Raw genomic sequence first — 25,580 nt, 5'->3', positions numbered from 1 at the left:
GGTCAGGCATTGGAATAGTGATCCCGCAGGCCGAGCCAGCGGCGGATCAAAGGTTCGACATGGCTCGGATGCCGGTCCATCAGGAAGCGCGCCATCTTCTGCACCTGGGGAATGAGCGACTGGTCGCGCACCAGATCGGCGATCTTGAGATCTGCCAACCCGGTCTGGCGGGTGCCGAGCAGTTCCCCCGGGCCGCGCAGCTCGAGATCCCGCTGGGCAATCAGGAAGCCGTCGTTGGTCTCTCGCAGCACCCCGAGCCGGCTCTGGGCCGTCTTGGAGAGGGGGGCATGGTAGAGCAGCACGCAGTGGGAGGCCACCGAGCCCCGGCCGACCCGGCCGCGCAGCTGGTGCAGCTGGGCCAGCCCCAGCCGCTCCGGGTTCTCGATGATCATCAGGCTGGCATTGGGCACGTCTACCCCCACCTCGATGACGGTGGTGGCGACCAGCAGTTGCAAGATGCCCGCCTTGAACTCCTCCATTACCCGCTGCTTCTCGACCGGGCGCATCCGGCCATGGACCAGGCCTATGTGCAGGCCGGGCAGCCGGGCTTGCAGCTCGGCGGCCGTGTCTTCGGCGGCCTGGCACTCCAGCACCTCGGACTCCTCGATCAGGGTGCAGACCCAGTAGGCCTGCTTGCCCTCCTCGCAGGCCAGCCTGACCCGTTCGATCACATCCTGACGGCGGCTGTCCGGCAGGGCGACAGTAGTGATGGGGGTGCGCCCCGGCGGCAGCTCGTCGATGACGGAGGTGTCGAGATCCGCATAGGCGGTCATCGCCAGGGTGCGGGGGATGGGGGTGGCGGTCATGATGAGCTGGTGGGGATGGACCCCTTCTCGCTCCCCTTTTTCGCGCAGGGCGAGGCGCTGGTGCACCCCGAATCTGTGCTGTTCGTCGATGATCACCAGGGCGAGGCGCTGGAATACCACCTGCTCCTGGAAGATGGCGTGGGTGCCCACCACCATCTTGACGCTGCCGTCAGCGATGGTGGCCAGCGCCTCCTCCCGTGCCTTGCCCTTCTGCTTGCCCGCCAGCCAGCCCACCTTGATGCCGAGGGGGTCCAGCCAGTTGGCGAAGTTGATGGCGTGCTGCTCGGCCAGCAGCTCGGTCGGCGCCATCAGCCCCACCTGGCAGCCGTTGCCTATGGCTTGCAGCGCCGCCAAGGCCGCGACCAGCGTCTTGCCTGAGCCCACGTCCCCCTGCACCAGCCGCATCATGGGATGGCTGCGTTGCAGATCCCGGCTTATCTCGGCCACCACCCGGTTCTGGGCACCGGTGGGGGTGAAGGGCAGGGCGCTTAGCAGTTTTTCCACCAGAGCCGGTGCAGGCTTGAGGGTGCGGGCCAGCTGGGTCTGCGCCTGGGCACGCACCTTGAGGACGGAGAGGTTGTGGGCCAGCAGCTCTTCCAGCACCAGTCGCTGCTGGGCCGGGTGCTGGCCGCTTTCCAGCAGGGCCAGCGCCACCGAGGGGGGCGGGCGGTGCAGCAGACGCAGGGCGGCGGCGAGGTCTATCTGCTGGGGGTAGAGGCCGGCAGGCAGCAGCTCCTCCACGCCGTAGAGATCGAGCTGCGCCAGCGCCTGATCCGTGAGGCTGCGCAGGCTGAGCTGGCGCAAGCCTTCGGTGGTCGGGTAGACCGGGGTGAGTGCCTCTTCGGTCTGGCCGGCCTGCTCCTCGCCGAGCAGCTTGTACTCGGGATGGGCCATCTCCAGCCCGTATTTGCCGGGACGGGCCTCGCCGAAGCAGCGGATCAACCGGCCCTGGGCAAGGCTGTTCTTCTGGGCGGCGGTGAAATTGAAGAAACGCAGGGTCAGGCTGCCGGTGCCGTCGCTGATGCGGCACACCAGCATGCGGCGGCGCCCCATGACCAGCTGGGTGTCCTGGATTTCGCCCTCGACGGCGCCGTGCAGCCCGGGCGGCAGATCGCCGATGGGCCACACCTGGGTGCGGTCCTCGTAGCGCAGGGGGAGGTGGAACAGCAGATCCTGTACCGTGGCCAGCCCCAGCCGCTCGAGCTTCTCCAGCATCTTGCTGCCGACGCCCTTGAGGCTATCGAGAGGAATTTTATCCAATTTCATCAATTAGATGCCCGAAAACACTGTAAATATGTCCAGATGATAGGGGTTGTTGCTGTCTCGATGCAAGCCGCGTTGCAGCGGCAGGGGCTCCCCGGGCGGGGTGAGAGGGCGCATAGGACAAAGGCCTGCCGAAAACGGGAGGCCTTTGGAGGGGCAGACAGGGGAGGCGGATAGGGCCTAGATGATCCGCTTGAGCAGGATGTGGGCCCTGACCCTGTGGATCCTGGCAAGCAGCTTGCGCACCTGCTCGGGGTAATCCTTGATCTGCTCGATCTGATCGAAATGGCTGATGCGACGGGTATGGGCCAGGATGCAGTCGCGCTCCTCCTGGAAGCGCACGCGCAGGTGGTGGTGGCGGTCATGGACCAGCAGGCCGTTCTCCAGATCCAGTGCCCAGGCGCGGGGATTGAGGTTGTTGCCGGTGAGCAGGGCCCACTCCTCGTCCACGAAGATCCCCTTGAGGTGATAGGAGTTCTTGTCGCAACACCAGAGCATCAGGTTGAGACGGCCGCTGTCGATATGGTGCTGATTGCGCTCGGCAAACTTGCGCAGGTTGGTCTCGTAGAGATAGGGCAGGCCGCCTATGGTGGAGAATTTCTCCTCCGGCGGGATGAAGAAGTCGTTGGCTGTCTTGTCGCCCACCACTATGGTCACCTTGCAGCCGCGCTTGAGCAGGGCTTCCACGTCCTTGTTCAACTCCTTGGGAGGGTTGAAGTAAGGGGTGCAGATGAAGATCTCCCGCTCGGTGGCCCGCACCAGGTTGCGGATCATCCGGTTGAGCTGGTTGCCGCGTTTGCCCAGGCCCACCATGGGGGTGATGGCGATCTCCTGGCTGTTGGCCGGTATGCTCTCGAAGCGGTACTGGCTGGTGCGCAGGTTGTGCTTGAAGCGGCGGATCTGCCCCTTGAGCTGCTTGGCGCCCGGGATGCCGGGGCGATCCAGCCGCTGCACGGCCTCGCTCTTGAGGAAGACGTCATCCACGTAGTTGACCATGCTGCGGGTCAGCGCCTGGCTGTGGATCTGGTGATAGCGATCGAAGCGGTAGCGCTCCTGCTGGTGCAGGTAGATGTCGTTGAGGCTGGCACCCGAGTAGAGCAGGATGTCGTCGAAGATGAAGCCCTTGAGGTGCAGGACGCCGAGCAGCTCGCGGCCCTTGACCGGCACGCCGTAGATCTCGATCTGGTGTTCATGGCGGGCGGCCATGGCCTGATACATCAGGTGGTTGCCCCCCTGTTTGCCCTTGCCGATCAGGCCGCGCTGGGCGCGGTGGAAGTCGACGAAGACCTTGATGTCGAGGGCGGGGTTGCGCTGCTTGGCTGCGTAGAGGGCAGAGAGGATTTCCCGTCCCGCCTCGTCATCCTGCAGGTAGAGGGCGATCAGATAGATACGCTGGGTCGCGTTGGCGATGAGCGAGAGGATACGGCTCTTGAAATCTTTGGCGCTGTTGAGTACCTGGAACTGATCTGCGGCAACCGCGATCTGGGGTAAACGTGCCAGCAACTGTCGATAATGTGCCGATGAATGCATAGAGAAGCCTGAAATCACGGGATGAAGCGTTCCACTCGGGGCGATGAATAGGCAATTCTAGCAACCTGCGGCGATGGGCCCAAGCAAGAATCCGTAAAAATGTCGATGGAACACCATATCGGGGCCGCCTGATGGGGCCCCGATATGGGGGAGTTAGAAGACGATGCTTGCCATGGCAACGATGAGGAAGGCGATGGTACCGAGCAGTGTCTCCATCACTGTCCAGGTCTTGAGGGTGGTCTTCTCGTCCATGTTGAGGAAGCGGCTGACCAGCCAGAAACCGGAGTCGTTGAAGTGGGAGAGCACTGTCGCCCCGCCGGCGATGGCGATGACGATGAAGGTCAGATCCAGATCGCTCAGTCCGGCCGTGGCCGCGACCGTCGGCGCCATCAGGGCGGCCGTGGTGGTCAGGGCTACGGTGGCCGAGCCCTGGGCCACCCGCAGGGCGGTGGAGACCAGAAAGGCGGCCAGGATCACCGGCATGCCGGTGTCGGAGAGCACGTCCGCCAGGGCAGTGCCGATGCCGCTGGCACGCAGCACGCCGCCGAACATGCCACCGGCACCCGTCACCAGGATGACGGCGCAGACGGGGGCCAGGGCGTCGTTACAGAACTTCTCGAGCTGCACCTTGCCCTGGGTCTGACGGAACAGCCAGAGGGCATAGAGCACAGTGATGAGCAGGGCCACCGGGGTCTTGCCGACCATGCGCAGCACGTTCACCCAGTCGGCACCCTTGTCGATCACCCCCATGACGCTCAGGGTGTTGAGGCCGGTATCCATGAAGATGAGCACCAGCGGCAGCAGCAGGATGGAGAGCACCTGGCCGAAGCTCGGCGCCTTGTCGGAGAGCCGCTCTGCGGTCTCGGTGAAGCTCGGGGGCAGGGGCAGATCAAACTTCTTGCCGGACCAGAGCCCGAACAGATAGGCACCCAGATACCAGGTCGGCAGCGCGACCAGCAGACCCACTATGGTGAGCAGCCCTATGTTGGCACCCAGCAGTTCGCTGGCGGCCACCGGGCCCGGGTGGGGTGGCAGGAAGGCGTGCATCACCGCGAAGGCACCGGCGGAGGGCAGGGCATATTTGAGGACTGAGCCGCCGAACTGCTTGGCCACGCTGAAGATGATGGGCAGCATGACGATGAGGCCGGCATCGAAGAAGATCGGGAAGCCGAACAGCAGGGAGGCGATCCCCAGCGCGAAGGGAGCGCGGTGGGAGCCGAAGCGGTTGATCAGGGTGTCGGCAAGCACCTTGGCGCCCCCCGTCATCTCCAGGATCCTGCCTATCATGGCCCCCAGGCCCACCAGCAGCGCGACCGAGGCCAGGGTGCCGCCGAAACCGGTCAGCATGGTGGGGATCACCTGGTCATAGGTGACCCCGGTGGCCAGGGCCGTCAGCATGCTGACCAGGGTCAATGCCACGAAGGCATGTACCTTGAATCGCATGATCAGCACCAGCAGCATGACGATAGCGCCAGCGGCTACCGAGAGCAGGTAGGCGACATCGGGTGTGTTCATCGCTCCGTCCATAAAATATCCTCAAATGGTTCTAGTAGTTGTTCTGCACATTTCTGTGCTCCACTTCACATTGCGCAACGTTACCGGTAACATGTTACCGGTAACGTGCTAACTTAGAACCCATCAGGTAAACGTTTTTTGAAAAGTGAGAGAGAGGTCAAATAATGGCGGGCAAGAGCATTATCGTGATGGGTGTGTGTGGCAGTGGCAAGTCCAGCATAGGCCTCAAGGTGGCCAGCGCCCTGGGTGCCAAGTTCATCGACGGTGATGATCTGCACCCCCGCGCCAACATCCAGAAGATGGCGGGCGGCAACCCTCTCAACGATGAAGACAGGGCTCCCTGGCTGGAGCGGATCCGCGATGCGGCCTACAGCCTGGAGCAGAAGAACGAGCTTGGCGTCATCGTCTGCTCGGCCCTCAAGAAGCAGTACCGCGACCAGATCCGCGAGGGCAATGAATCGGTACACTTCCTGTTTCTGGACGGCAGCCAGTCCCTCATTCTCGACCGGATGCGGGCACGCAAGGGCCACTTCATGCGGGAAGGCATGGTAAAAAGTCAGTTTGAGACCCTGGAGCGGCCGGATGGCGAGGCCGGTGTGTTTCGCGTCGACATAGATGGCACCTTCGAGCAGGTGGTTGACCGCGCCGTCACCGCCCTGGCGCAGGTGCAATGAGCCATCTCGCGATCCCGGCCCCTGTCGATCGCGTCCGTATTTCCGTGTTGGAGACAATCCTATGACCCATCCCGTGATCACCGAAGTAACCAACCGCATCCGCGAGCGCAGTGTCGCCCGCCGCCAGGCCTTCCTGGCCCGCATCCAGCGTCAGACCGAGCAGGGCAAGACCCGTGCCTCCCTCTCCTGTGGCAACCTGGCCCACGCCGTGGCCGCCTCCAGCTGTGATGACAAGGGACGCATCCTCGACATGACCCGCGCCAACGTGGCCATCGTCACCGCCTACAACGACATGCTGAGCGCCCATCAGCCCTATCAGGGCTATCCGTACATCATCAAGGGTGCGCTGGCCGAGCTGGGCCACAGCGCCCAGGTGGCTGGCGGTGTGCCCGCCATGTGCGACGGCGTGACCCAGGGCCAGCCGGGGATGGACATGTCCCTGTTCTCCCGGGATCTCATCGCCCAGGCCACCGCGGTTTCTCTCTCCCACAACACCTTCGACGCCACCCTGCTGCTCGGCATCTGTGACAAGATAGCCCCGGGCCAGATCATGGGGGCCCTCTCTCATGCTCACCTGCCCACCGCCTTCGTGCCCGCCGGCCCTATGGCGAGCGGCATAGGCAACGACGAGAAGGTGAAGGTGCGCCAGCAGTATGCCGCCGGTGAAGTGGGCCGCGATGCCCTGCTGAAGATGGAGTGCGGCGCCTACCATTCGGCCGGCACCTGCACCTTCTACGGCACCGCCAACACCAACCAGCTGGTGTTCGAGGCCATGGGCCTGATGCTGCCGGGCTCCGCCTTCGTGCACCCCCACAGCGAACTGCGCCAGGCCCTCACGTGCGAGGCGGCCCGCCGCATCAGCGCCATGATCCCGGGCTCCCCGGCCTACCGCCCCTTGAGCCAGGTGCTGGACGAGCGCGCCCTGGTCAACGGCCTGGTGGCCCTGCTCGCCTCCGGCGGCAGCACCAACCACAGCATCCACATGGTGGCGCTGGCCCGCGCCGCCGGCCTGGAGCTGACCTGGGACGACTTGAGCGATCTCTCCGACGTGGTGCCGCTGCTGGTGCGCATGTACCCGAACGGCCCGGCGGACGTGAACGCCTTCGAGCAGGCGGGCGCCGTGCCCGGCCTGATGCGCCGCCTTGCCGAGGCGGACCTGATCCACCTGGATGCCACCCCGGTGTTTGGCGAGATGCAGGATTACCTGAGCCGCCCCGCGCTGGTGGATGGCAAGCTGGTGTGGCAGCCGGTGGGGGAGAGCACGGATCCGAGCGTGTTGTCCGTCGCTGGCAGCGTGTTCCAGGCCACCGGCGGCACCAAGCTGCTCAGTGGCAACCTGGGCCGCGCCGTGGTCAAGGTCTCTGCCGTTGCCCCCGAATACAGGGTGATTGAAGCACCGGCCCGGGTCTTCTCCTCCCAGCATGCTGTGGAGGCGGCCTACAAGGCCGGCGAGCTCAATCAGGACGCCGTCATAGTAGTGCGCCACAATGGCCCTGCCGCCAACGGCATGCCGGAGCTGCACAAGTTGATGCCGGTGCTCGGCAACCTGCAGAAGGCCGGTCACAAGGTGGCGCTGGTCACCGATGGTCGCCTCTCCGGTGCCTCCGGCAAGATCCCGGCAGCCATCCACGTCACCCCGGAAGCGCTGCACGGCGGGGCCATAGGCCTGTTGCGGGATGGCGATCTGCTGCGGGTGGACGCCGACAGCGGCCGCCTCGACTGCCTGACCGATTTGAGCGGCCGCACCCAGGCCGACATCGACCTCACCCTGGAACAAGAGGGGTGGGGCCGTGAACTGTTCAGCGTGATGCGTCGCGCGGTATCGAGCGCCGAGTGCGGCGCCACCATCTTTGACTGAGGAAGAGCTATGCAGAACTGGAAAGTGACCCCTGCCGAGGTGTTTGCCGCCTCCCCCCTGGTACCCGTGATGGTCATCAACGACCTGGAGCAGGCCCTGCCGATGGCCAAGGCGTTGCTGGATGGCGGCATCTCGGTGTTCGAGATCACCCTGCGCACCCCGGTGGCGCTCGATGCCATCGCCCTGATCGCCAAGGCGATGCCGGATGCCATGGTCGGTGCCGGTACAGTGCTCAACTGCGCGCAGTTTGACGCCGCCGTCTCCGCCGGTGCCCGCTTCGTCATCTCCCCGGGGATGACCCCGGCCCTGCTGGCCCACGCGGCCAAGAGCACGGCGCCGCTGATCCCGGGGGTGGCGACACCGTCCGAGGTGATGCAGGCGCTGGAAGCGGGCTACGACCACCTGAAGTTCTTCCCGGCCGAGGCCAACGGTGGCACCAAGGCGCTCTCCGCCATTGCTGCGCCCCTGCCCCAGGTGAAATTCTGCCCCACCGGCGGCATAGGCCCGAAGAACGTGGCCGACTATCTGGCGCTCAAGTGCGTGGCCACGGTCGGCGGCTCCTGGATGCTGCCCGCCGATGCGGTCAAGAGCGGCAACTGGGAGGAGGTGACCCGCCTCTCCCGCGAAGCGGTTGAAATGGTTAAACGCTAAGCGAACATCGTTTAGAAAAATTGAACAGGCCACCCTTGGGTGGCCTGCTGTTTTTCCGGCTCAGGGAGACCGGAAAGCCATTTACATTGAGCCGCCGGCTGTCTTAAGGTCGGGGTCGGTTCCTCAGATTGCCGCCCCCTATGAGCTTTCTTCATCACTCCTACCCGCTGGGGCACCTCACCGCCCTGCACAGCCACCCCCAGGCCCAATACTGCTATCTGCACCAGGGGGGCGGCGTCATCACAGGTCACGATGGGGGCGGCTTGCTGGTGGCCGGCCAGCTCTGCCTCATCCCCGCCGGCTGGGCACACGAGTTTCGCGTGTTGCGCCACTCCCGGCTCTCGCTGCTCTACAGCCCGCAACCGGCATGCACCACTTTCAGCCAGCTGCAGGTGAGCCCCATGCTGACGGGTCTCTTTGCCCGCCTGCCTGAACTGGGGGAGGGAGAGACGCGGGACGCCTATCTGGGGGTACTTCACCACGAGCTGGGACTCGCCGCCCCGCTGGCGGGGCAGCTCCCCCTGGCCGCAGATCTGGATCCGCGCCTGCTGCGGGTGCTGGAGAGGCTGTGCCAGGCTCCCTCCATCAAGGTGACGCTGGAGGCGCTGGCCAGTGGCTGCGGCGCCTCGGTGCGCACCCTCAATCGCCTCTTTGCCCGGCAGCTGGGGTGCAGTTTCCGCCAGTGGCGGGAGCGGGTGCTGATGGGGCGGGCCCGTCAGCTGCAGCACCAGGGGATGGCGCCTTCCCAGATTGCCGGGATCCTCGGCTATGAGGATCCCGACGCCTTCTCGGCGGCCCTCGCGCGGGTGCAGGGCCAGGGCTCAGTGCCTTGAGCCTATGTCTGCGTCCTCCTTGCCCCCCGCCAGCAGGCAGGTGACCTCCTCGGTGTGGCAGAGCCGGCCATCGCGAAAGGTGAAGAGGCCGCTCACCTTGCAGGCCAGGGTACCGCCATCCTGGCGGGTGGCTCGAACCAGATGGGTGGAATGTACCCGTTGCCCCAGTTCCAGGGTGGCGACAAACTCGATGGTGGCCTCCGCCAGATGGCCTCTCAAGGCGGCAATATGCTGGCGAAAGGCGGCGTAGTCGAGGGTCTCGCCATTCACCTGCTGGCAATAGTCGGGGCTGAACCAGGTGTCGAGCTCGGCCAGGGTGAAGCCGGGATCGCAGATGACGCGCTGCAGGCAGGTTTTCAATCTTTCGGTGTTGTTCATCTTCTGCTCCTGAATGTGGGACAAGCTGCGCCAGCATAAGTCAGTGAGCAGGGAGGGATCCCGGGAGGACGCGCCATCATGGCGGTCACAGGCGCCAAGGTGGCGCCTGGTGGGTGTGAAGGGGCGGGATCAGCCCAGGCTCTCCCCCTCATAGAGGGAGAAGCCCATGTCCTTGCGGTGCTCGGCCTGGGGTTGCCCATTGAGCCTGGCCAGCAGCATGGCGGCCGCCTCGCGACCTATGGCCTCGCGGGGGGTGCTGATGCTGGCCAGCTTGGGGGTCATGGCGTGGCCTATGTCGAGGGCGTTGCAGCCGGCGATGGCGATCTGCTGGGGCACGGGTATCCACTTGGCCTGGCACTGCAACAGGGCGCCGACCGCCACGTCGTCGTTGGTGCAGAACAGGCCGTCGAGATCGGGGTAGCGGGCCATGGCCTGCTCCAGCAGCTGGCCGCCCAGGGTGAAGCTGGAGGCCTGTTCGGTCAGCAGGTGCTGGCCATCCAGGCCGAAGTCCGCCATCGCCTGGTAGTAGCCCTCCATCCGCAGCTGGGTACGCACATCGAGGCGCGCCCCCAGGTAGACCACCTTGCGCCGTCCCCGGCGCAGCATCTCTGTTACCATGGCCCGGGCGGCGGCGCGGTGATCCATGCCGACCACCATGTCGATGGGGGAGAGCGGCAGATCCATGGTCTCCACCACTGGAATGCCGGCGGTGGCGATCATCTTGCGGGTGCGCTCCGTGTGCTGGGTGTCCGAGAGGATTAGGCCATCCACGTTGTAGGAGAGCAGGGAGGCAACCTGCTCCTCCTCCCGCTCCGGGCTGTAGCCATAGTGGGCGAGCAGGGTCTGGTAGCCGGCGGGACGGGTCACCGCCTCTATGCCGTGGATCACCGCCGAGAAGACCTGGTTGGAGAGGGAGGGGATCAGTATGCCGATCGCCTTGCTGGTGGCGTTGGAGAGCATGTCCGGCGCCCGGTTCGGGATGTAGCCGAGCTCCTCCACCGCCGCGGCGATCCGCTCACGGGTGCCTTCGGCCACGGCGGACGGGTCACGCAGGTAGCGGCTGACCGTCATCTTGGTGACCCCGGTCAGGTCGGCGATGTCCTGCAGTGTGGGGCGGCGCTTGCGGGTGTCGTTCATCTCGGGATCCGGCAAAGAATGTTACAGGTAACATTACCGTTTTTGCGCAACAAAGTCAGCATATGACGCCATCACAGGAGAGGCTGGGGATGATCAAGGGCAAGTGCTTCGAGGGGAAAAGGTTCGAGCAGCAGGAGGTGGAGGGGGAGCAGTTCTCGGAGTGCCGCTTCGTCGACTGCAACTTCTCCTGGCTGGATCTGAGCGATAGCCGCTTCATCGATTGCAGCTTCTATGAGCGGGAACGCGAGCTCGGTTGCCTGTTGCAGGGCTGCGATTTGCGGGAGGCGAGCTTCCTGCGCTGCGATCTCACCCTGGCGGATCTTAGCCGCAGCCAGTGCCTGGGGCTGGAGATGCGCGACTGCCAGGCCATGGGCATCAACTTTGCCCACGCCAGCTTCGCCAACCAGATCACCGCCAAGAGCTACTTCTGCGAGGCCCATCTTACGGGAAACAACTTCAGCTACGCCAACTTCGACGGCTGCCTGCTGGAGAAGTGCGAACTCGGCGGCAACCGCTGGCAGGGGGCCAGCCTGCTGGGTGCCTCCCTGGCGGGATCCGATCTCAGCGGTTCCGAGTTTGGGCAGATCGACTGGACCAGCTTCAACCTGCAGGGCTGCGATCTGCGCCAGTGCGATCTGCCCGGGCTGGATCTGCGCCGGGTCAATCTGGACGGGGTGCAGATAAACGAGGAGCAGCAGCAGACCCTGCTGGAGCAGATAGGGATCCTTGTCTTCCCCTGAGACGGGGGAAAACGATGTAAGTTTTCATCAACCAGGACGGGCGGTGCGGCTCTTCCCCCGCAAAGCAAAAAGCCTGCGTGATGCAGGCTTTTTGCTGGGGGAGCGGTGAGGGTATGCCGCCGTTTGCTCCCTTCTCCCCTCGTGGGAGAAGGGCTGGGGATGAGGGGGCGATGGCAAAGCTCGGACCCCTAGCGTCTGGCCAGCCACTTGGTCGGGTTGATGGCCTCGCCCTGATAGCGGATCTCGAAGTAGAGGCCGGGTCTTTCCTGACCGCCGCTGTCGCCGACCAGCGCCACGGGTTCGCCCTGCTCCACGCTCTGACCCACCTGACGCAGCAGCGACTGGTTGTGACCGTAGAGGCTCATGTAGCCGCGGCCGTGGTCTATTACCAGCAGCATGCCGAAGCCGTCAAGCCAGTCCGCATAGACCACCTGACCAGGCGCCACCGCCTTGACCTGGGTCCCCTCGCTTGCGCCTATCAGGGTGCCCTTCCACTTCAGTTCGGCGGTGCGCGGCGAGCCGTAGGAGATGAGGATGGGCCCCTGTACCGGCCAGCGCAGGCTGCCGTTGGTGCTGAGGCCGTTGTAGCCGCCACTTGCCTTGGTGCTGCTGCTGCGGGCGGCGGCTTGTTGCTTCGCCACCCGGTTCTGCTGTTCGGTGACTCTCTGCTGCTCGGCGGCGAGCCGTTGCTGCTCGCCCGCCTTCTGCTGCTGGGCCGCGATCCGTTGCTGTTCGGCGATCCGCTTCTGCTCGGCGGCCAGGCGCTGCGCCTCCAGGCGGCGCTGGCGTTCCTGCTCGGCCTTGATCTTGGCCAGCCGCTCCCGCTCGGCCCGCTCGCGGCGTTCCTTCTCTTCCTGCTGGCGGCGAAGCTCTTCCAGCCGGGCCTTCAGGGCCTTCTCCGCCTTGACCAGCTTGGTGAGCTTCTGTTCGTCGTTTTGCACCGATTGCTGCAACTGGTTGCGCACCTTGGCGCGGCTCTGCTGGCTGGCCAGCAGGCTCTGGTGATGCTGCTGCTGTTCGCTCAGCAGGGTCTGCAGCCTGGTCTCGGTCTCTTTGGTGGCCAGCTGGTTTTTCGCCAGCTTGTTGCGGGTGGCGCGCAGGGCGTCTATGGCCTCGATGCGGGCCTTGTTGAGATAGTCGTAGTAATCGAGAGAGCGGCTCAGCTTGGCCGGATCCTGCTGGTTGAGCAGCAGTTTGAGGTAGTCGTGGTTGCCCGCCTGGAAGGCGCTTTCCGCCTGCTTGGCCAGCAACTGTTTCTGGTGTTTGGCTTGTTGTTCCAGCGCCAGCTTGTCCTGCTGCAGAGCTGCCAGCTTCTGCTGGTTCTGCTTCAGTTGCAGTCTGGTCTGATCCAGCTTGGCGGCGGCGGCCGAGATGGCCTGCTCGTCAGCCTTGAGCTGGGTGTTGAGCTTGGCAAGCTCCTGCTTGCTGAGCTTGAGGGTCTTCTGCTGTTCCTTGATCTCGGACTGCATGGCCCCCAGCTGCTGGTTCGCAGCCTGGGCCGTGCCGGCACCGCCGATCAGGCAAAAAAACAGCGCGCCGGCCAACAGGCCGACGCGACTGGTTTTCTGTGAAATAACTTCGCATCCCCGCATGGGGCAGGATTATTTCAGAATCATCAGGGGCTTGCCAGTCATTTCCGGCGGCACCGGCAGACCCATGAGAGTGAGCATGGTCGGGGCCAGATCGGACAGTTTGCCCCCTTCCAGTACCTCGGCCTTGCGACCGAAATAGATGAGGGGAACCGGCAGATTGGTGTGGGCGGTGTGGGCCTGACCGGTCTCTTCGTCCAGCATCTTCTCGGCGTTGCCGTGGTCGGCGGTGATCAGGCACTCGCCACCCACTTCGGCCAGGGCCTCGGTGACGCGACCGATGCAGTGGTCAACGGCTTCGCAGGCCTTGACGGCCGCATCGAACACGCCGGTGTGGCCAACCATGTCGCCGTTCGGGTAGTTGCAGATGATGACGTCGTACTTGCCGCTCTTGATGGCACCGACCAGCTTGTCGGTCAGCTCTTCGGAGCTCATCTCCGGCTGCAGGTCATAGGTGGCCACTTTCGGGCTGGCGACGATCTCGCGGTCTTCGCCGGTGAAGCAGGCCTCTTCGCCACCGTTGAAGAAGAAGGTGACATGAGCGTACTTCTCGGTCTCGGAGATGCGCAGCTGGGTCTTGCCCTGCTTGGCCAGCCACTCACCCAGGGTGTTGACCAGGGCGGTGGGCGGGTAGGCGCAGGCGGTTTTGATGTCGGCCGCGTACTCGGTCAGCATCACGAAGTTCAGGGCCGGGGTGGCGGCACGGGCGAAGCCGGTGAAGTCGCTGTCGACGAAGGCGCGGGTGATCTCGCGGGCACGGTCGGCACGGAAGTTCATGAAGATCAGCGCATCGCCATCTTCCATAGGGGCGGCGTCGCCGATGCGGGTGGCCTTGACGAACTCGTCGTTCTCGTCGCGGGCATAGGCGGCAGCCAGGGCGTCGGTGGCGTTGTCGGCGGTGAACTCGCCCTTGCCCTGGGTCATCAGGTCATAGGCCTGCTGCACGCGATCCCAGCGGTTGTCACGGTCCATGGCGAAGTAACGGCCGATCATGGAGGCGAAACGACCCCTGCCCAGGCGGGCGAACAGGGCGTCGAACAGCTCGATGGAGGACTGGGCGGAGCGCGGCGGCACGTCGCGGCCATCCAGGAAGGCGTGGAAGTAGATCTTCTCGGCGCCACGCTTGGCGGCCATCTCGATCATGCCCATGATGTGCTCTTCGTGGCTGTGTACGCCACCCGGGGACATCAGACCCATGATGTGCACGGCCTTGCCCTTGCTCACGGCAGCGTCAACAGCCTTGCCCAGCTCGACGTTCTGGAAGAAGTCGCCGTCCTGGATGTCTTTGGAGATGCGGGTCAGCTCTTGATAGACGATGCGACCGGCGCCGATGTTGACGTGGCCCACTTCGGAGTTGCCCATCTGGCCGTCCGGCAGACCCACATCCAGGCCGGAGCCGGAGATCAGGGTGCTGGTGTAGTCACGGGCCAGGCGGTCCAGGTTCGGGGTCTTGGCGGCGGCAACGGCGTTGTGCTCTTGCTTGGTGCTGTAGCCCCAACCGTCCATGATGACCAGAACCAAAGGTTTCTTAGCTGTTGACATAAGACTATGTCCTCTCGGATAGGAATGAATTGCGGGAAGTGAAACTAGCGTAATATTACTACATCTGCCGAAATAGTCACCTGATAGCCAAGTCCCTCTTCCACCTCTGTTTTTACCTGTTATCCGGCTGTATTTGGCATGTTGCCGGCTTGTCTTTGTGCTCCGCTCTCCCCCTGGCGCCTCTCTCCCGGGGCGGGTAGCAGCCCCGCCCCCAAGCCGGTCTGGGAGCGGGCAATCCCTGATGGGAGCTTGCTCTCGCTTTGCCGCCAAGATGGCTGATCTTATCAAGGGCCCCATGTATACTCGGGCCCTTGTCTTGGTCCCTGGATAGTAGAAGATGCAAGAGTATTTGGATTTTGCGGCCCGCAACCCGCTGCTGACCGCAGCCTGGTTGGGCCTGGCAGGCACCCTGGTGTATACCACTGTGCGTGCTCGTTTTTCTCCGGTGAAGGCGGTGAACAATCACGGCGCCACCCTGCTGATCAACCGTGAAAATGCCACTGTGGTGGACATTCGCAGTCAGGATGAGTTTGCCAAGGGTCATCTGGCCGGCGCCCATCACCTGCCCCTCACCCAGCTCCAGGCGAACAATCTGGGGCCGGTTGAAAAGCACAAAGATGCCCCCATCATAGTGGTGTGCGAGTCGGGGATGACCGCTGGTGGCGCGGGTCGCCAACTGAGCAAAGCCGGTTTCAAACAGGTATATGTGCTCAGCGGTGGCATGGCCCAATGGCGTGCAGATAATCTGCCGGTGACCAAAAAACGCTGATTTAAGGGCCTGCGCCCACTCATTATCTTAAAAAGGAATCAAACGAAATGGCTGACGAAATCAACAACCAGGAAGTGCAACCGGAATTCCACATCCAGCGTGTCTACACCAAGGATGTCTCCTTCGAAGCCCCCAATACTCCGCACATCTTCCAGAAAGAGTGGCAGCCGGACGTCAAGCTGGACATGGACACCAAGACCAATGTCCTGGCTGACGGCGTGTACGAGGTCGTGCTGACCCTGACCGTGACCTGCAAGCTGGAAACCGAGACCGCCTTCCTGTGTGAAGTACAGCAGGCCGGTATCTTCACCATCGGCAACCTGCCGGAGCCGCAGCTGGCACACTGCCTGGCCGCCTTCTGCCCGAACATCCTGTTCCCCTATGCCCGCGAAGCCGTGGCCAACCTGGTGAGCAAGGGTTCCTTCCCGCAGCTGAACCTGGCACCGGTCAACTTCGACGCCCTGTTTGCCCAGCACATGGCACAGGTTCAGGCCCAGCAGGCGACTGCGGAAGCCTGATAATGGCCGACCAGATCGCAATCTCGGTCTTGGGGGCGGGGTCTTATGGCTCCGCCCTTGCCATTTCTCTGGCGCGCAACGGCCATCCGACCCTGCTGTGGGGTCACGATCCCGCCCATGTCGCCGAGCTGGAACAAGATCGCTGCAACAAGGCGTTTCTGCCTGATGTCCCTTTCCCTGCCGATCTGCAGCTGACTGCGGATCTGCAAGCGGCGGTGCAGGCCGCCCCCGTCTTGCTGCTGGTGGTGCCGAGCCATGTGTTCGGTCAGGTACTGGCCCGGGTCAAACCCTTCCTGCGCCCCGATACCCGTATCGCCTGGGCCACCAAGGGGCTGGAGCCGGACAGCGGCCGCCTGCTGCAGGACGTGGCCCGTGACGTGCTGGGGGAGACTATCCCGCTGGCGGTGATCTCGGGTCCGACCTTCGCCAGAGAGCTGGCCGCCGGCCTGCCGACCGCCATCTCGGTGGCGTCGACCCACGACGACTTCGCCGACGATCTCTCGCAACTGCTGCACTGCGGCCGCTCTTTCCGGGTCTATACCAATCCGGATTTCATCGGTCTGCAGCTGGGCGGTGCGGTCAAGAACGTCATCGCCATCGGCGCCGGTCTCTCCGACGGCCTGGGTTTTGGCGCCAACGCCAGAACCGCGCTCATCACCCGGGGCCTTGTGGAGATGCAACGCCTCGGTGCCGCGCTGGGGGCGGATGCCAAGACCTTCATGGGGATGGCAGGGCTCGGGGATCTGGTGCTGACCTGTACCGACAACCAGTCCCGCAACCGTCGCTTCGGTCTGGCCCTCGGGGCCGGCAAGTCGGTGGAAACCGCCATGACCGAGATCGGTCAGGTGGTGGAAGGCTATCGCAACACCAAGGAGGTGCATCTGCTGGCGGCCCGTTGTGGCGTCGAGATGCCAATCTGCGAGCAGATCTTCAAGGTGCTGTACGAAGGCAAGAACCCGAAAGAGGCGGCCATCGCCCTGCTGTCGCGAGACAAGAAGGACGAGTAATCTGCCCGCCGCAGAATGCAAAAGGCCCCGCCAGCTGGCGGGGCCTTTTCTTTGCCGCAAGGGCAAATCAATAGTAGGAGTGATCACCACGCTGGTGCTCGGTGGCATCTTTCACGCCGTTGAGCTCGCCCGGGAACTTCTCCAGCAGCTGCTTCTCGATCCCCTCTTTCAGGGTGTAATCCACCTGTGAACAGCCGTTGCAACCACCACCGAACTGCAAAATCGCCAGCTTGTCTTCGGTGATGTCAATCAAGGTCACCTTGCCACCGTGACCGGCCAGCATGGGGTTCACCTCTGACATCAGCACGTATTCGATGCGATCGGCCAGGGGGGCATCGTCGGCCACCTTGCGCATCTTGGCGTTGGGCGCCTTGAGGGTGAGCTGGGAGCCCATCTGATCGGTGACGAAGTCGATGGTGGCATCCACCAGATAAGGGGCGCTCAGGGGATCGACCAGGCAGTCGAAGCCACTGAAGGGCAGGTGTTGATCTTCCGGATCGACCGCGTCGGGTGGGCAATAGGATACGCCGCACTCGGCATTCTGGGTTCCCGGATTGACCACAAACACCCGGATGTTGGTGCCATCAGGCTGCTTCTCCAGCAACTTGCGGAAGTGGGCCTGGGCGGTGTCGGAAATGCTGATCATCACTATCCTCATAAACCTGAGTGTACGACTAGGGTATTCATGATAACTCTCTTGGCGGGGCTTGGGTAGCGTGTCGATGACTACCCGATGTGACCCTTAGCGCAACAAGCGCATGACAAGACGCCAGACCGCTTTTTCCTCCCATCCATGCCGTCCCGGCTATTTGATGTGTCTCTGTGTTCGGCAAAGTGCCCACACATCCACCTTCTCAACGCCACTGTTGTGGAGTAAACGGCTGAGCTGACCTGCGGTGACCCCCGTGGTCACCACGTCGTCGAGCAGCGCCACGTGACGGTAATGGTGGGGGGCTATCTGGAAGGCGCCGCGCAGGTTCCGCCGCCGCTGGCCGGCACTGAGCCGGGTTTGCTGCGGAGTGGCCCTGATCCTGCGCAGCAGCCGGGTGTCGCAGGGGATGCCGGTGAGCGCGCCAAGGGCCAGTCCAATCTCTTCCGCCTGATTGAAGCCGCGCCACCACTGGCGCCACCAGTGCAAGGGGACCGGAATGATGGCCTCGGGGGGATCGTCTCCCTCCAGATGGTCGGCCAGCAGGCGGGCGAGCAGCGGCGCCAGCAGGATCTGACCCGAGTATTTCAGCCGGGGAATGAGCAGGGAGTAGGGGAGCAGATAGTCGCCTATCACCTGCAGCCGCTCCCAGGGTGGCGGCCTGCGCTGGCAACGTCCGCACAGCGGCTCGTTTCCTTCGTGGTGCTCTGGCAAGGGGGCCGCGCACAGCCTGCATTTGCGGCAAGGCTGGTGCAGTGACTGCTGACACCAGCTGCACAGCAGAGGCTGGTCATCACAGGGCTGGCGGCAGAGCAGGCAGAGGCCGAGCCAGTCGGACCGGCTGCCGAGGATCGGACTTGCTTTGGCGAGCAGCCGCTTTAACATGCAGGCTCCAAGTAGATGAACAGGGATCTTGAGTCTAGATGAGCGTATCGGTTGAGCGGTTTGGCCAGGGTCAGGACCTGGTGTTGTTGCATGGTTGGGGCATGAATGGCGCTGTCTGGCACGGTATTGCCCAGCAGTTGGCGGCTCACTATCGGCTGCACCTGGTGGACTTGCCCGGGTTTGGCAACAGCCCCCTGGGCGAGGGGAGTGGCTACTCCTTGCCCTGGCTGGCGGAGCAGGTTGCCGCAGTCCTGCCGGAGAAATGCCATCTGCTAGGCTGGTCTCTCGGCGGTCTGGTGGCGAGCCAGCTGGCCCTGACCCGGCCCGAGCGCCTCCACTCCCTCATTACTGTCGCCAGCTCCCCCTGCTTCATGGCCCGTGAAGACTGGCCCGGCATAGCCCCCAAGGTACTGGCGGGGTTCAACCAGATGCTGGCGGGGGACTTCATGCAGACCATAGAGCGCTTCCTGGCGATCCAGGCCATGGGCAGCGAGCATGCCAGAAACGACATTCGCCAGTTGCGCCACTGGCTGGCGGAGCGTCCGGCCCCCCAGCTTGCCGCGCTGGAGGCGGGGCTCGGCCTGCTGGCCGACGTGGATCTGCGGGATGCGCTGGTCGGCCTGGATCTGCCCTGGCTGCGCATCTATGGCAGGCTGGATTCCCTGGTGCCCAAGGCGGCCATACCGCTGCTGGACGAGCGCTATCCTGCGAGCCGCAGCCTGGTGCTGGAGAAGGCCTCCCACGCCCCCTTCATCTCCCATCCAGAGCCTTTCATCACCCTGTTGCGACAGTTCATTGGCTGATCCTTGAGCGACATGCTTCAATAACGCCTCTAGGTGGTGGATAATTAGCCAACCATGAAAGGAGTGAGCCGATGCGTATCGATTCTGCCATGACCACGGGCGTACAGGGATTCCAGCGGGCCGAGCAACTGGCCGGTCAGGCATCCGGGCAGCTCGCCCGCCTCAACACCCCGGCGGGCGACCAGGTACAGGTGACGGACGAGCTGGTCAATCTCAAGGTGGCCGAGCTGCATGCCGGCGCCTCCGCCAAGGTGATCCAGACCGCCAGCGACATGCTGGGCACCCTGATCGACATCAGGGTGTGAGATGAACATCAACGTCAGCCTGCCGCCCCTGATCCCCAATCAGCTGCAACCGCAGACTGAATCGGCGCAGACTGACAACCGCCGTGCTGAGCTGGTTCCCCCCAGCCGCCAGAGCGAGGCGTCCAATGCCGAGTCCGGCGTTGGTTCCCAGAAAGAGAGATCCCGGGCCGCCCAGGCCAATCCCGCTGCATCCGCGCCCTCGACGAAAGAGAGTGGTCAGGCTGCCCCTGCGACGGTGGCACATCGTTTTGTCGAGGCAACCGGGGAGGAGAGCCAGCGCCGGCAGCAGCAGGATCCCGAACAGCAGGAGCAACAGAGGCAGCAGCGCCAGCTGGCCGCGCTGGTTGAGCGGGATCTCGAGGTACGCAAGCACGAGCAGGCGCACCAGACGGCAGGCGGCGAGCATGCGGGCAGCCCCAGCTACCAGTTTTCCCAGGGGCCGGATGGCAAGCGTTACGCCACCGGGGGTGAGGTGGCCATCGACATCGGCGCCATCCCGGGCGACCCGGCTGCCACTCTCGCCAAGATGCAGCAGGTGCGTGCCGCCGCCCTGGCACCGGCAGAACCCTCGTCACAGGATCTGAGCGTGGCCCGCGCCGCCACCGCCAAAGAGGCCCAGGCCCGCAAGGAGCTGATGGAGGTCAGAGGCGCTTCAATCGGGCCGCTCGGCGCCTATATGGACAGGCGCAATCAGGTGATAGCCCAGCACTACCAGCAGGCCGTCAGGCCCGCCCCTCGTCAGACCTTCAGCCAGGACATCTGAGCGAGCCAGGGTTGGCGCAGGCGTTTCGAACAGATGAAAAAAAGCCCCTAGCGGGGCTTTTGTCATTTCAGGGCAATCACTTCTTCATCTTGGAGAGGGCGGCGGCGAAGGCGTTGCCCATGGCACCCCCGGCAGGGGCGCCCTGTTTCGCTTCCTGCCTGGGCCTGGCGTTGCCTGCACCCGATGGGCGGGATTCCGCCTGCTTGCGGGCGGGTTGTCCCGCTTTCTCGTCGAGGCGCATGGTCAGGCTGATCCGCTTGCGCGGGGCGTCCACTTCCAGCACCTTGACTCGCACTATGTCCCCCGCCTTGACCACCTCGCGGGGATCCTTGACGAAGCGATCGGTCAGGGAGGAGATGTGCACCAGCCCATCCTGATGGACGCCGATGTCGACGAAGGCGCCGAAGTTGGTGACGTTGGTGACCACACCTTCCAGCACCATCTCGGGCACCAGGTCGCTTATCTTCTCCACCCCGTCCCTGAAGGTGGCGGTCTTGAACTCGGGGCGTGGGTCCCGGCCCGGCTTGTCCAGCTCGCCGATGATGTCGGTGACGGTGGGGACGCCGAATTGCTCGTCCGTGTAGTCGGCCGGTTTCAGGCTGCGCAGCAGGCTGCTGTTGCCGAGCAGGCTGTCCACGGTCTGTTCCAGCTGGGCGAGGATCCGCTCCACCACTGGATAGGACTCCGGGTGCACCGCCGAACCGTCCAGCGGATTGCTGCCCCCGCGAATGCGCAGGAAGCCGGCGCACTGCTCGAACGCCTTGGGACCGAGTCGGCTCACCTTCAGCAGCTGCTGGCGGCTCTTGAAGGCGCCGTTTTCATCCCGATAGGCGACGATGTTCTGGGCCAGGGTCTGGGAGAGGCCGGAAACCCGGTTGAGCAGGGCGACCGAAGCGGTATTCACATCCACGCCGACCGCGTTCACGCAGTCCTCGACCACGGCATCCAGTCGGCGCGCCAGCTGGCTCTGGCCAACGTCGTGCTGGTATTGGCCCACACCGATGCTCTTGGGATCGATCTTGACTAGCTCGGCCAAGGGGTCCTGAAGGCGACGGGCGATGGAGGCGGCACCACGAATGGAGACATCGAGATCCGGGAACTCCTGAGAGGCGAGCTCGGAGGCGGAGTAGACCGAGGCCCCCGCTTCGCTCACAACTATCTTCTGCGCCTTGGCGGCGGGGTAGCGCTCGAACAGGTCGCTCACCAGGCGGTCGGTCTCCCGGGAGGCGGTGCCGTTGCCGATGCTGATGAGCTCGACCTTGTGCTTCTGGCACAGCTCGCTCAGGGTCTTGAGGCTCTGATCAACCTGGCGCTTGGGTTCGAACGGATAGATGGTGGCGTGATCGACCAGCTTGCCGGTGGCATCCACCACGGCTACCTTGACCCCGGTGCGGATGCCCGGATCCAGCCCCATGGTGCAACGCATGCCGGCCGGCGCCGCCATCAGCAGATCCTTGAGGTTCATGGCGAACACCTTGATTGCCTCGTCCTCTGCCGACTCGCGGATGCGGCCGATCAGCTCGGTCTCCATCTGAAGCGACAGCTTGATCTTCCAGGTCCAGCTCACCACCCCTTGCAGCCACTTGTCAGCCGGGCGGCTCTGCAGATTGAGCTTGAGGTGATGGGCGATGATCCCTTCGCAGGGGCTGGCACTCTCATCGTCACCGGTGACCAGCGCCAGGTTGAGGATCCCCTCGTTGCGGCCGCGCAGCATGGCCAGCACCCGGTGGGAGGGGGCCTTGTGCAGGGGCTCGTCGTGCTCGAAGTAGTCCTTGAACTTGGCCCCTTCCTGCTCCTTGCCTGCCACCACGCGGGCGCGCAGGGTGGCGTTCTGCCACAGATAGTCCCGCAGCTTCTCCAGCAGATCGGCCTGTTCGGCGAAGCGCTCCATCAGGATATAACGGGCGCCATCGAGGGCGGCCTTGCTGTCGTTTATTCCCTGCTCGGCATTGAGGAAGCGGACTGCCGCCTGCTCGGGATCCTGCATGGGGTCGGTGAGCAGAAGATTGGCCAGCGGCTCCAGCCCCGCTTCTATGGCCATCTGCCCCTTGGTGCGACGTTTGGGCTTGTAGGGGAGATAGAGATCTTCGAGCCGGGTCTTGCTGTCGGCACCGTTCAGCTCGCGCGCCAGCTCGGGGGTCAGCTTGCCCTGTTCCTCGATGGAGCGAATGATCACCTGGCGGCGATCTTCCAGTTCACGCAGATAGCCTAGGCGGCTCTCCAGAGTACGTAGTTGGCTGTCGTCCAGACCGCCGGTCACCTCTTTACGGTAACGGGCGATAAAGGGCACGGTCGAGCCTTCATCCAGCAGGCGCACTGCGGCCTGCACCTGCTCCGGGCGGGCATTCAGCTCACCGGCAATCTGTCTCTCAATTACATGGCTGTGCATCTGGGGTCTCTGTGGTCGGGTCCTGGTCAACAGGCCCGCGCGGGGCTATGTCGCCGTGCAGGGGGTCTGCCTTGGCGGGTACTCAAGGTACCAGCCAAGCCACTGCAGCGCGGGCCGGTGTGCGCCTTGCGGCGCCGGGTGTGAGCACTATATGAGGTCGACGCCGGGGATGCCACCCCGGGCAAGGGCGCCAGCCTGACCCCGCGGGGGCAGGTGGGCCCTTTTTCCCCCGGCAGGGTCACTTGGGGTAGTTGATGTCGTTGACATACCAGCAGGCGTCACCCACTGGCGTGCGCACTATGGCCTCGTCGCCGACCTCTTTCTTGAGCAGGGCGCGGGCCATGGGGGAGTCGATGGAGATGTAATCCTTGCGACCGAAGATCTCGTCATAGCCGACGATGCGAAAGCGCTTGGTCTCTCCCTCTTCACTCTCCACCTCGACCCAGGCACCGAAAAACACCTTGCCCTCCTGGGAGGGGGAGTAATCGACTATGGTCAGCTCCTCCAGACACTTGCGCAGGTAGCGGACCCGGCGGTCTATCTCCCGCAGCCGCTTCTTGTTGTATTGGTAGTCGGCGTTCTCGCTGCGATCCCCGAGGCTCGCCGCCCAGGCTACCTTCTTGGTGACCTCGGGTCTCTCCTCGCGCCACAGGGTGTCGTGTTCCTGCCGGAGCTGGTTGTAGCCTTCACGGGTGATGAGTTTGGTTTTCATGGGCTTATCAGTCCCTGCTGCCTGCATGGTGGGTTGCGTCGTCTTGCTCGGGATCTTAGCCATTGGCGTCCGAGTGTCGAGCAGAAATGCATGACAAGAGCTCCGTTTGGCGTCGTTCCATCTCTGCTTTCCCCCGGCCAAGGGTAATAACCGGTAACATATTTATGCTTTGTGGTTGCCAGAGCGGGCCCTAGTATTGGGAGGAGACAGAGAGGAGAGGCGGCAATGAGTCAGCAATACAAGGTCCTGGTGGTCGACGACGACCTGAAACTACGCTCCCTGCTGGAGCGTTACCTCACCGAACAGGGATTTGTGGTGCGGGGCGTTGCCAATGGAGAGCAGGCTGATCGCCTGCTGACCCGCGAGAACTTCAGCCTGATGGTACTCGACCTGATGCTGCCGGGGGAGGACGGACTCTCCATCTGCCGCCGCCTGCGAGAGGCGGGCAACCAGATCCCGGTGCTGATGCTCACCGCCAAGGGGGACGAAGTGGATCGCATCGTCGGTCTGGAGATGGGGGCGGATGACTATCTGCCCAAGCCGTTCAATCCCCGTGAGTTGCTGGCCCGGATCCGCGCCGTGTTGCGCCGCCATACCGTCGAGCTGCCCGGCGCACCTTCTACCGCCGAGAAGATGGTGAGCTTTGGCGCCTATCAACTCAACCTGGCGACCCGCGAGCTGAGCCGTGACGGAGACCCGGTTGCCCTGACCAGCGGCGAGTTTGCCGTCCTCAAGGTATTGGTGAGCCACCCTCGCGAGCCGCTCTCCCGGGACAAGCTGATGAACCTGGCCCGGGGCCGGGAATACACAGCCACAGAGCGCAGCATAGATGTGCAGGTCTCCCGCCTGCGCCGCCTGCTGGAGCAGGACCCGGCCCAGCCCCGTTACCTGCAGACGGTGTGGGGCCTGGGCTATGTCTTCGTGCCGGACGGTGACGGGGAATGAAAAAAGTGGGCAGCATGTTCTCCCGCATGCTCTGGTTCCTGGCCGCCGTGCTGGTGGTCTATCAGGTGGTCTCCTACGCCACCTTCTACAACTATCTGCTGGCGCCCACCGTCAAGCAGATCAGCCACCTGCTGGCCAATCAGGTCAAGCTCATCTTCCCTGCCGACAGCAACCAGCTGGCGCTGAGCGAGGATGCCGAGGCGCTGGTCTATGTGACCACGGGCAGCGACATCTACACCCAGAGCGAGGCGGAGCAGCACGGACTCAAGGAGTCCAAGCCCTACCCCTATCTGGAGGAGAACATCAGCCGGGAGCTGAAGGGGGAAACCAGGGTCAGGGTCGAGATCCAGGACCACTACATCATCTGGATCCAGCCGCCCCAGGCCAGCCAGATGTGGGTGCGCATCCCCCTGACCGAGATCGAGGATGACGACATCGAGCCTCTCATCATCTACATGAGCGTGCTGCTGGTGGTGACCCTGTTTGCGGCTTGGCGCTTTGCCCGCCAGCTGGTGCGACCGCTGGAAGATCTGGAGGCGGGGGCCGTGGCCGTGGCGCGGGGCCAGTTCCCCGATGCCCTGGGGGAGCACGGCTCGCGGGAGGTACGTCGCCTGACTCGCACCTTCAACCACATGTCGCACTCCATCAAGGGCCTCATCGAAGAGCGTAACCTGATGATGGCCGGGGTCTCCCATGATCTGCGCACGCCCCTGACCCGCATCCGGCTGGCGACCGAGATGATGTCCTCCGGGGATGAGTACCTCAAGGAGAGCATCAATGCGGACATCGACGAGTCCAACGGCATCATAGATCAGTTCATCGACTACATACGCCCGAACGAGGGGCTGGATGCCCATCCGATCGACCTGACCCAGCTCATCCACGATGCGCTGCTGATGCAGACCGATCAGGGGCTGGAGGTGGAGCTGCTCCTGCCGGAGCAGGCGGTGCGAGTGGCCTGCCATCCCATCAGCATTCGCCGCATCCTCAACAACCTCTCGGGCAATGCGCTGCGCTACGGCGCGACCCGGTTGCAGGCCGAGCTGAAGGACGATGGTCACTGGGTCAGGTTGCGGCTCTCCGACAATGGCCCCGGGATTGCGGAGCAGGACTACTCCCGGGTGCTCAAGCCCTTTACCCAGGGCAATCTGGCGCGCACCGGCGGTGGCAGTGGCCTGGGGCTGGCCATAGTCGCCAAGATAGTGTCCCAGCACCACGGCACCATCCGGCTGGGCCGCTCTGATCTGGGGGGCTTGCTGGTGGAGATCCGGTTACCCAAGCACCAGCCGCTGGAGTGGATGGATTGAACGAAGGGCGCA

At 64.0% G+C, this 25,580-nt stretch carries 24 protein-coding genes; 13 read left to right on the top strand and 11 right to left on the bottom strand.

Annotation, left to right across the window (positions count from 1 at the left end; translation table 11 throughout):
- Positions 1-2 precede the first annotated feature (2 nt).
- From recG to WIR04_RS19610, 3 genes are all read right to left on the bottom strand, one after another.
- The gene (recG, locus tag WIR04_RS19620) at positions 3-2,072 is read right to left on the bottom strand and encodes an ATP-dependent DNA helicase RecG (RefSeq protein WP_338889167.1); all 2,070 of its coding nucleotides are present in this window, start codon (positions 2,070-2,072) and stop codon (positions 3-5) included.
- Between the two features lie 177 nt (positions 2,073-2,249).
- The gene (gene pssA / locus WIR04_RS19615; protein WP_307766030.1) at positions 2,250-3,599 is read right to left on the bottom strand and encodes a CDP-diacylglycerol--serine O-phosphatidyltransferase; all 1,350 of its coding nucleotides are present in this window, start codon (positions 3,597-3,599) and stop codon (positions 2,250-2,252) included.
- A gap of 153 nt (positions 3,600-3,752) precedes the next feature.
- Positions 3,753-5,114, bottom strand: coding sequence for a GntP family permease (locus tag WIR04_RS19610; RefSeq protein WP_338889163.1), 1,362 nt, complete (start codon positions 5,112-5,114; stop codon positions 3,753-3,755).
- 164 nt (positions 5,115-5,278) lie between these two features.
- On the opposite strand from WIR04_RS19610, the gene WIR04_RS19605 reads away from it, so the two are divergent.
- From WIR04_RS19605 to WIR04_RS19590, 4 genes are all read left to right on the top strand, one after another.
- Complete coding sequence (locus WIR04_RS19605) at positions 5,279-5,788, top strand: gluconokinase (protein ID WP_025325364.1); 510 nt, start codon at positions 5,279-5,281, stop codon at positions 5,786-5,788.
- Positions 5,789-5,849: 61 nt separating this feature from the next.
- Entirely contained in the window at positions 5,850-7,646 is a 1,797-nt protein-coding gene (edd, locus tag WIR04_RS19600) for a phosphogluconate dehydratase (protein WP_338889157.1), read from the top strand.
- A gap of 9 nt (positions 7,647-7,655) precedes the next feature.
- A complete protein-coding gene (locus tag WIR04_RS19595) occupies positions 7,656-8,297 on the top strand; it encodes a bifunctional 4-hydroxy-2-oxoglutarate aldolase/2-dehydro-3-deoxy-phosphogluconate aldolase (protein WP_338889154.1) in 642 nt (213 codons plus the stop codon).
- A gap of 140 nt (positions 8,298-8,437) precedes the next feature.
- Positions 8,438-9,130: an AraC family transcriptional regulator gene (locus WIR04_RS19590; protein ID WP_338889151.1), complete on the top strand. Its 693-nt coding sequence runs from the start codon at positions 8,438-8,440 to the stop codon at positions 9,128-9,130.
- Here the strand turns inward: WIR04_RS19590 and WIR04_RS19585 are convergent.
- Together WIR04_RS19585 and WIR04_RS19580 are read right to left on the bottom strand one after the other, a co-directional pair.
- A complete protein-coding gene (locus WIR04_RS19585) occupies positions 9,119-9,508 on the bottom strand; it encodes a nuclear transport factor 2 family protein (RefSeq protein WP_338889149.1) in 390 nt (129 codons plus the stop codon). The two genes, WIR04_RS19590 and WIR04_RS19585, sit on opposite strands and share 12 nt — an antisense overlap.
- Before the next feature lie 129 nt (positions 9,509-9,637).
- The gene (locus tag WIR04_RS19580; protein ID WP_025325369.1) at positions 9,638-10,645 is read right to left on the bottom strand and encodes a substrate-binding domain-containing protein; all 1,008 of its coding nucleotides are present in this window, start codon (positions 10,643-10,645) and stop codon (positions 9,638-9,640) included.
- Positions 10,646-10,734: 89 nt separating this feature from the next.
- On the opposite strand from WIR04_RS19580, the gene WIR04_RS19575 reads away from it, so the two are divergent.
- Positions 10,735-11,385: a Qnr family pentapeptide repeat protein gene (locus WIR04_RS19575; protein WP_338889146.1), complete on the top strand. Its 651-nt coding sequence runs from the start codon at positions 10,735-10,737 to the stop codon at positions 11,383-11,385.
- Between the two features lie 188 nt (positions 11,386-11,573).
- Here WIR04_RS19575 and WIR04_RS19570 read toward each other — a convergent pair whose 3' ends face one another.
- Together WIR04_RS19570 and gpmM are read right to left on the bottom strand one after the other, a co-directional pair.
- The gene (locus tag WIR04_RS19570) at positions 11,574-12,977 is read right to left on the bottom strand and encodes a peptidoglycan DD-metalloendopeptidase family protein (protein ID WP_338889144.1); all 1,404 of its coding nucleotides are present in this window, start codon (positions 12,975-12,977) and stop codon (positions 11,574-11,576) included.
- Positions 12,978-12,986: 9 nt separating this feature from the next.
- Positions 12,987-14,516 carry a 2,3-bisphosphoglycerate-independent phosphoglycerate mutase gene (gpmM, locus tag WIR04_RS19565; protein WP_338889142.1) on the bottom strand — a complete coding sequence of 510 codons (1,530 nt, stop codon included), beginning with the start codon at positions 14,514-14,516 and terminating at the stop codon, positions 12,987-12,989.
- Positions 14,517-14,853: 337 nt separating this feature from the next.
- Here gpmM and WIR04_RS19560 point away from each other — a divergent pair, with 337 nt between their 5' ends.
- The 3 genes from WIR04_RS19560 to gpsA are packed head-to-tail and all read left to right on the top strand — an operon-like array spanning position 14,854 to position 16,810.
- The gene (locus WIR04_RS19560) at positions 14,854-15,285 is read left to right on the top strand and encodes a rhodanese-like domain-containing protein (RefSeq protein WP_338889140.1); all 432 of its coding nucleotides are present in this window, start codon (positions 14,854-14,856) and stop codon (positions 15,283-15,285) included.
- A gap of 47 nt (positions 15,286-15,332) precedes the next feature.
- Positions 15,333-15,803 carry a protein-export chaperone SecB gene (gene secB / locus WIR04_RS19555; RefSeq protein ID WP_005328525.1) on the top strand — a complete coding sequence of 157 codons (471 nt, stop codon included), beginning with the start codon at positions 15,333-15,335 and terminating at the stop codon, positions 15,801-15,803.
- Between the two features lie 2 nt (positions 15,804-15,805).
- Positions 15,806-16,810 carry an NAD(P)H-dependent glycerol-3-phosphate dehydrogenase gene (gpsA, locus tag WIR04_RS19550; protein ID WP_025325374.1) on the top strand — a complete coding sequence of 335 codons (1,005 nt, stop codon included), beginning with the start codon at positions 15,806-15,808 and terminating at the stop codon, positions 16,808-16,810.
- 67 nt (positions 16,811-16,877) lie between these two features.
- Here gpsA and nfuA read toward each other — a convergent pair whose 3' ends face one another.
- Positions 16,878-17,456, bottom strand: a complete 579-nt coding sequence (gene nfuA, locus WIR04_RS19545) for a Fe-S biogenesis protein NfuA (RefSeq protein ID WP_338889134.1) — start codon at positions 17,454-17,456, stop codon at positions 16,878-16,880.
- Positions 17,457-17,615: 159 nt separating this feature from the next.
- Entirely contained in the window at positions 17,616-18,344 is a 729-nt protein-coding gene (locus tag WIR04_RS19540) for a ComF family protein (RefSeq protein ID WP_338889132.1), read from the bottom strand.
- Positions 18,345-18,382: 38 nt separating this feature from the next.
- Between WIR04_RS19540 and bioH the strand changes: the two genes are divergently transcribed.
- The 3 genes from bioH to WIR04_RS19525 all read left to right on the top strand — a co-directional run bounded on the left by bioH (position 18,383) and on the right by WIR04_RS19525 (position 20,215).
- Positions 18,383-19,147, top strand: coding sequence for a pimeloyl-ACP methyl ester esterase BioH (gene bioH, locus WIR04_RS19535; protein ID WP_338889130.1), 765 nt, complete (start codon positions 18,383-18,385; stop codon positions 19,145-19,147).
- A gap of 71 nt (positions 19,148-19,218) precedes the next feature.
- Positions 19,219-19,452 (top strand): flagellar biosynthesis protein FlgE, encoded by a 234-nt coding sequence (locus WIR04_RS19530; RefSeq protein ID WP_106885237.1) that lies wholly within the window; start codon positions 19,219-19,221, stop codon positions 19,450-19,452.
- A 1-nt stretch (position 19,453) separates the two neighbouring features.
- On the top strand, positions 19,454-20,215 hold the full coding sequence (locus tag WIR04_RS19525) for a putative metalloprotease CJM1_0395 family protein (protein WP_338889127.1): 762 nt from the start codon (positions 19,454-19,456) through the stop codon (positions 20,213-20,215).
- A 76-nt stretch (positions 20,216-20,291) separates the two neighbouring features.
- Here the strand turns inward: WIR04_RS19525 and WIR04_RS19520 are convergent, their stop codons facing one another.
- Both WIR04_RS19520 and greB read right to left on the bottom strand, forming a co-directional pair.
- Positions 20,292-22,604 carry a Tex family protein gene (locus tag WIR04_RS19520; protein ID WP_338889124.1) on the bottom strand — a complete coding sequence of 771 codons (2,313 nt, stop codon included), beginning with the start codon at positions 22,602-22,604 and terminating at the stop codon, positions 20,292-20,294.
- Positions 22,605-22,842: 238 nt separating this feature from the next.
- Positions 22,843-23,316 (bottom strand): transcription elongation factor GreB, encoded by a 474-nt coding sequence (gene greB / locus WIR04_RS19515; protein WP_111911590.1) that lies wholly within the window; start codon positions 23,314-23,316, stop codon positions 22,843-22,845.
- A gap of 225 nt (positions 23,317-23,541) precedes the next feature.
- On the opposite strand from greB, the gene ompR reads away from it, so the two are divergent.
- Both ompR and envZ read left to right on the top strand, forming a co-directional pair.
- Positions 23,542-24,261: a two-component system response regulator OmpR gene (ompR, locus tag WIR04_RS19510; RefSeq protein ID WP_111911588.1), complete on the top strand. Its 720-nt coding sequence runs from the start codon at positions 23,542-23,544 to the stop codon at positions 24,259-24,261.
- Positions 24,258-25,568 carry a two-component system sensor histidine kinase EnvZ gene (gene envZ, locus WIR04_RS19505; protein ID WP_025325383.1) on the top strand — a complete coding sequence of 437 codons (1,311 nt, stop codon included), beginning with the start codon at positions 24,258-24,260 and terminating at the stop codon, positions 25,566-25,568. Before ompR ends, envZ begins: the two co-directional genes overlap by 4 nt.
- The last annotated feature ends 12 nt before the right edge of the window (positions 25,569-25,580 follow it).

Origin of the sequence: Aeromonas rivipollensis (assembly GCF_037811135.1) — a bacterium.
Lineage (GTDB): Bacteria > Pseudomonadota > Gammaproteobacteria > Enterobacterales > Aeromonadaceae > Aeromonas > Aeromonas rivipollensis.
This window is presented reverse-complemented; position numbering and strand designations above follow the sequence as displayed.

Excerpts from the sequence above, each read along its gene's own strand:
- WIR04_RS19560 (WP_338889140.1), top strand. The coding sequence starts at position 14,854 with ATGCAAGAGTATTTGGATTTTGCGGCCCGCAACCCGCTGCTGACCGCA.
- WIR04_RS19540 (WP_338889132.1), bottom strand. The coding sequence starts at position 18,344 with ATGTTAAAGCGGCTGCTCGCCAAAGCAAGTCCGATCCTCGGCAGCCGG.
- WIR04_RS19590 (WP_338889151.1), top strand. The coding sequence starts at position 8,438 with ATGAGCTTTCTTCATCACTCCTACCCGCTGGGGCACCTCACCGCCCTG.
- gpmM (WP_338889142.1), bottom strand. The coding sequence starts at position 14,516 with ATGTCAACAGCTAAGAAACCTTTGGTTCTGGTCATCATGGACGGTTGG.
- nfuA (WP_338889134.1), bottom strand. The coding sequence starts at position 17,456 with ATGATCAGCATTTCCGACACCGCCCAGGCCCACTTCCGCAAGTTGCTG.
- WIR04_RS19525 (WP_338889127.1), top strand. The coding sequence starts at position 19,454 with ATGAACATCAACGTCAGCCTGCCGCCCCTGATCCCCAATCAGCTGCAA.
- greB (WP_111911590.1), bottom strand. The coding sequence starts at position 23,316 with ATGAAAACCAAACTCATCACCCGTGAAGGCTACAACCAGCTCCGGCAG.
- WIR04_RS19605 (WP_025325364.1), top strand. The coding sequence starts at position 5,279 with ATGGCGGGCAAGAGCATTATCGTGATGGGTGTGTGTGGCAGTGGCAAG.
- secB (WP_005328525.1), top strand. The coding sequence starts at position 15,333 with ATGGCTGACGAAATCAACAACCAGGAAGTGCAACCGGAATTCCACATC.
- WIR04_RS19580 (WP_025325369.1), bottom strand. The coding sequence starts at position 10,645 with ATGAACGACACCCGCAAGCGCCGCCCCACACTGCAGGACATCGCCGAC.
- gpsA (WP_025325374.1), top strand. The coding sequence starts at position 15,806 with ATGGCCGACCAGATCGCAATCTCGGTCTTGGGGGCGGGGTCTTATGGC.
- envZ (WP_025325383.1), top strand. The coding sequence starts at position 24,258 with ATGAAAAAAGTGGGCAGCATGTTCTCCCGCATGCTCTGGTTCCTGGCC.
- bioH (WP_338889130.1), top strand. The coding sequence starts at position 18,383 with ATGAGCGTATCGGTTGAGCGGTTTGGCCAGGGTCAGGACCTGGTGTTG.
- WIR04_RS19520 (WP_338889124.1), bottom strand. The coding sequence starts at position 22,604 with ATGCACAGCCATGTAATTGAGAGACAGATTGCCGGTGAGCTGAATGCC.
- WIR04_RS19575 (WP_338889146.1), top strand. The coding sequence starts at position 10,735 with ATGATCAAGGGCAAGTGCTTCGAGGGGAAAAGGTTCGAGCAGCAGGAG.
- recG (WP_338889167.1), bottom strand. The coding sequence starts at position 2,072 with ATGAAATTGGATAAAATTCCTCTCGATAGCCTCAAGGGCGTCGGCAGC.
- ompR (WP_111911588.1), top strand. The coding sequence starts at position 23,542 with ATGAGTCAGCAATACAAGGTCCTGGTGGTCGACGACGACCTGAAACTA.
- WIR04_RS19570 (WP_338889144.1), bottom strand. The coding sequence starts at position 12,977 with ATGCGGGGATGCGAAGTTATTTCACAGAAAACCAGTCGCGTCGGCCTG.
- edd (WP_338889157.1), top strand. The coding sequence starts at position 5,850 with ATGACCCATCCCGTGATCACCGAAGTAACCAACCGCATCCGCGAGCGC.
- pssA (WP_307766030.1), bottom strand. The coding sequence starts at position 3,599 with ATGCATTCATCGGCACATTATCGACAGTTGCTGGCACGTTTACCCCAG.
- WIR04_RS19610 (WP_338889163.1), bottom strand. The coding sequence starts at position 5,114 with ATGAACACACCCGATGTCGCCTACCTGCTCTCGGTAGCCGCTGGCGCT.
- WIR04_RS19595 (WP_338889154.1), top strand. The coding sequence starts at position 7,656 with ATGCAGAACTGGAAAGTGACCCCTGCCGAGGTGTTTGCCGCCTCCCCC.
- WIR04_RS19585 (WP_338889149.1), bottom strand. The coding sequence starts at position 9,508 with ATGAACAACACCGAAAGATTGAAAACCTGCCTGCAGCGCGTCATCTGC.
- WIR04_RS19530 (WP_106885237.1), top strand. The coding sequence starts at position 19,219 with ATGCGTATCGATTCTGCCATGACCACGGGCGTACAGGGATTCCAGCGG.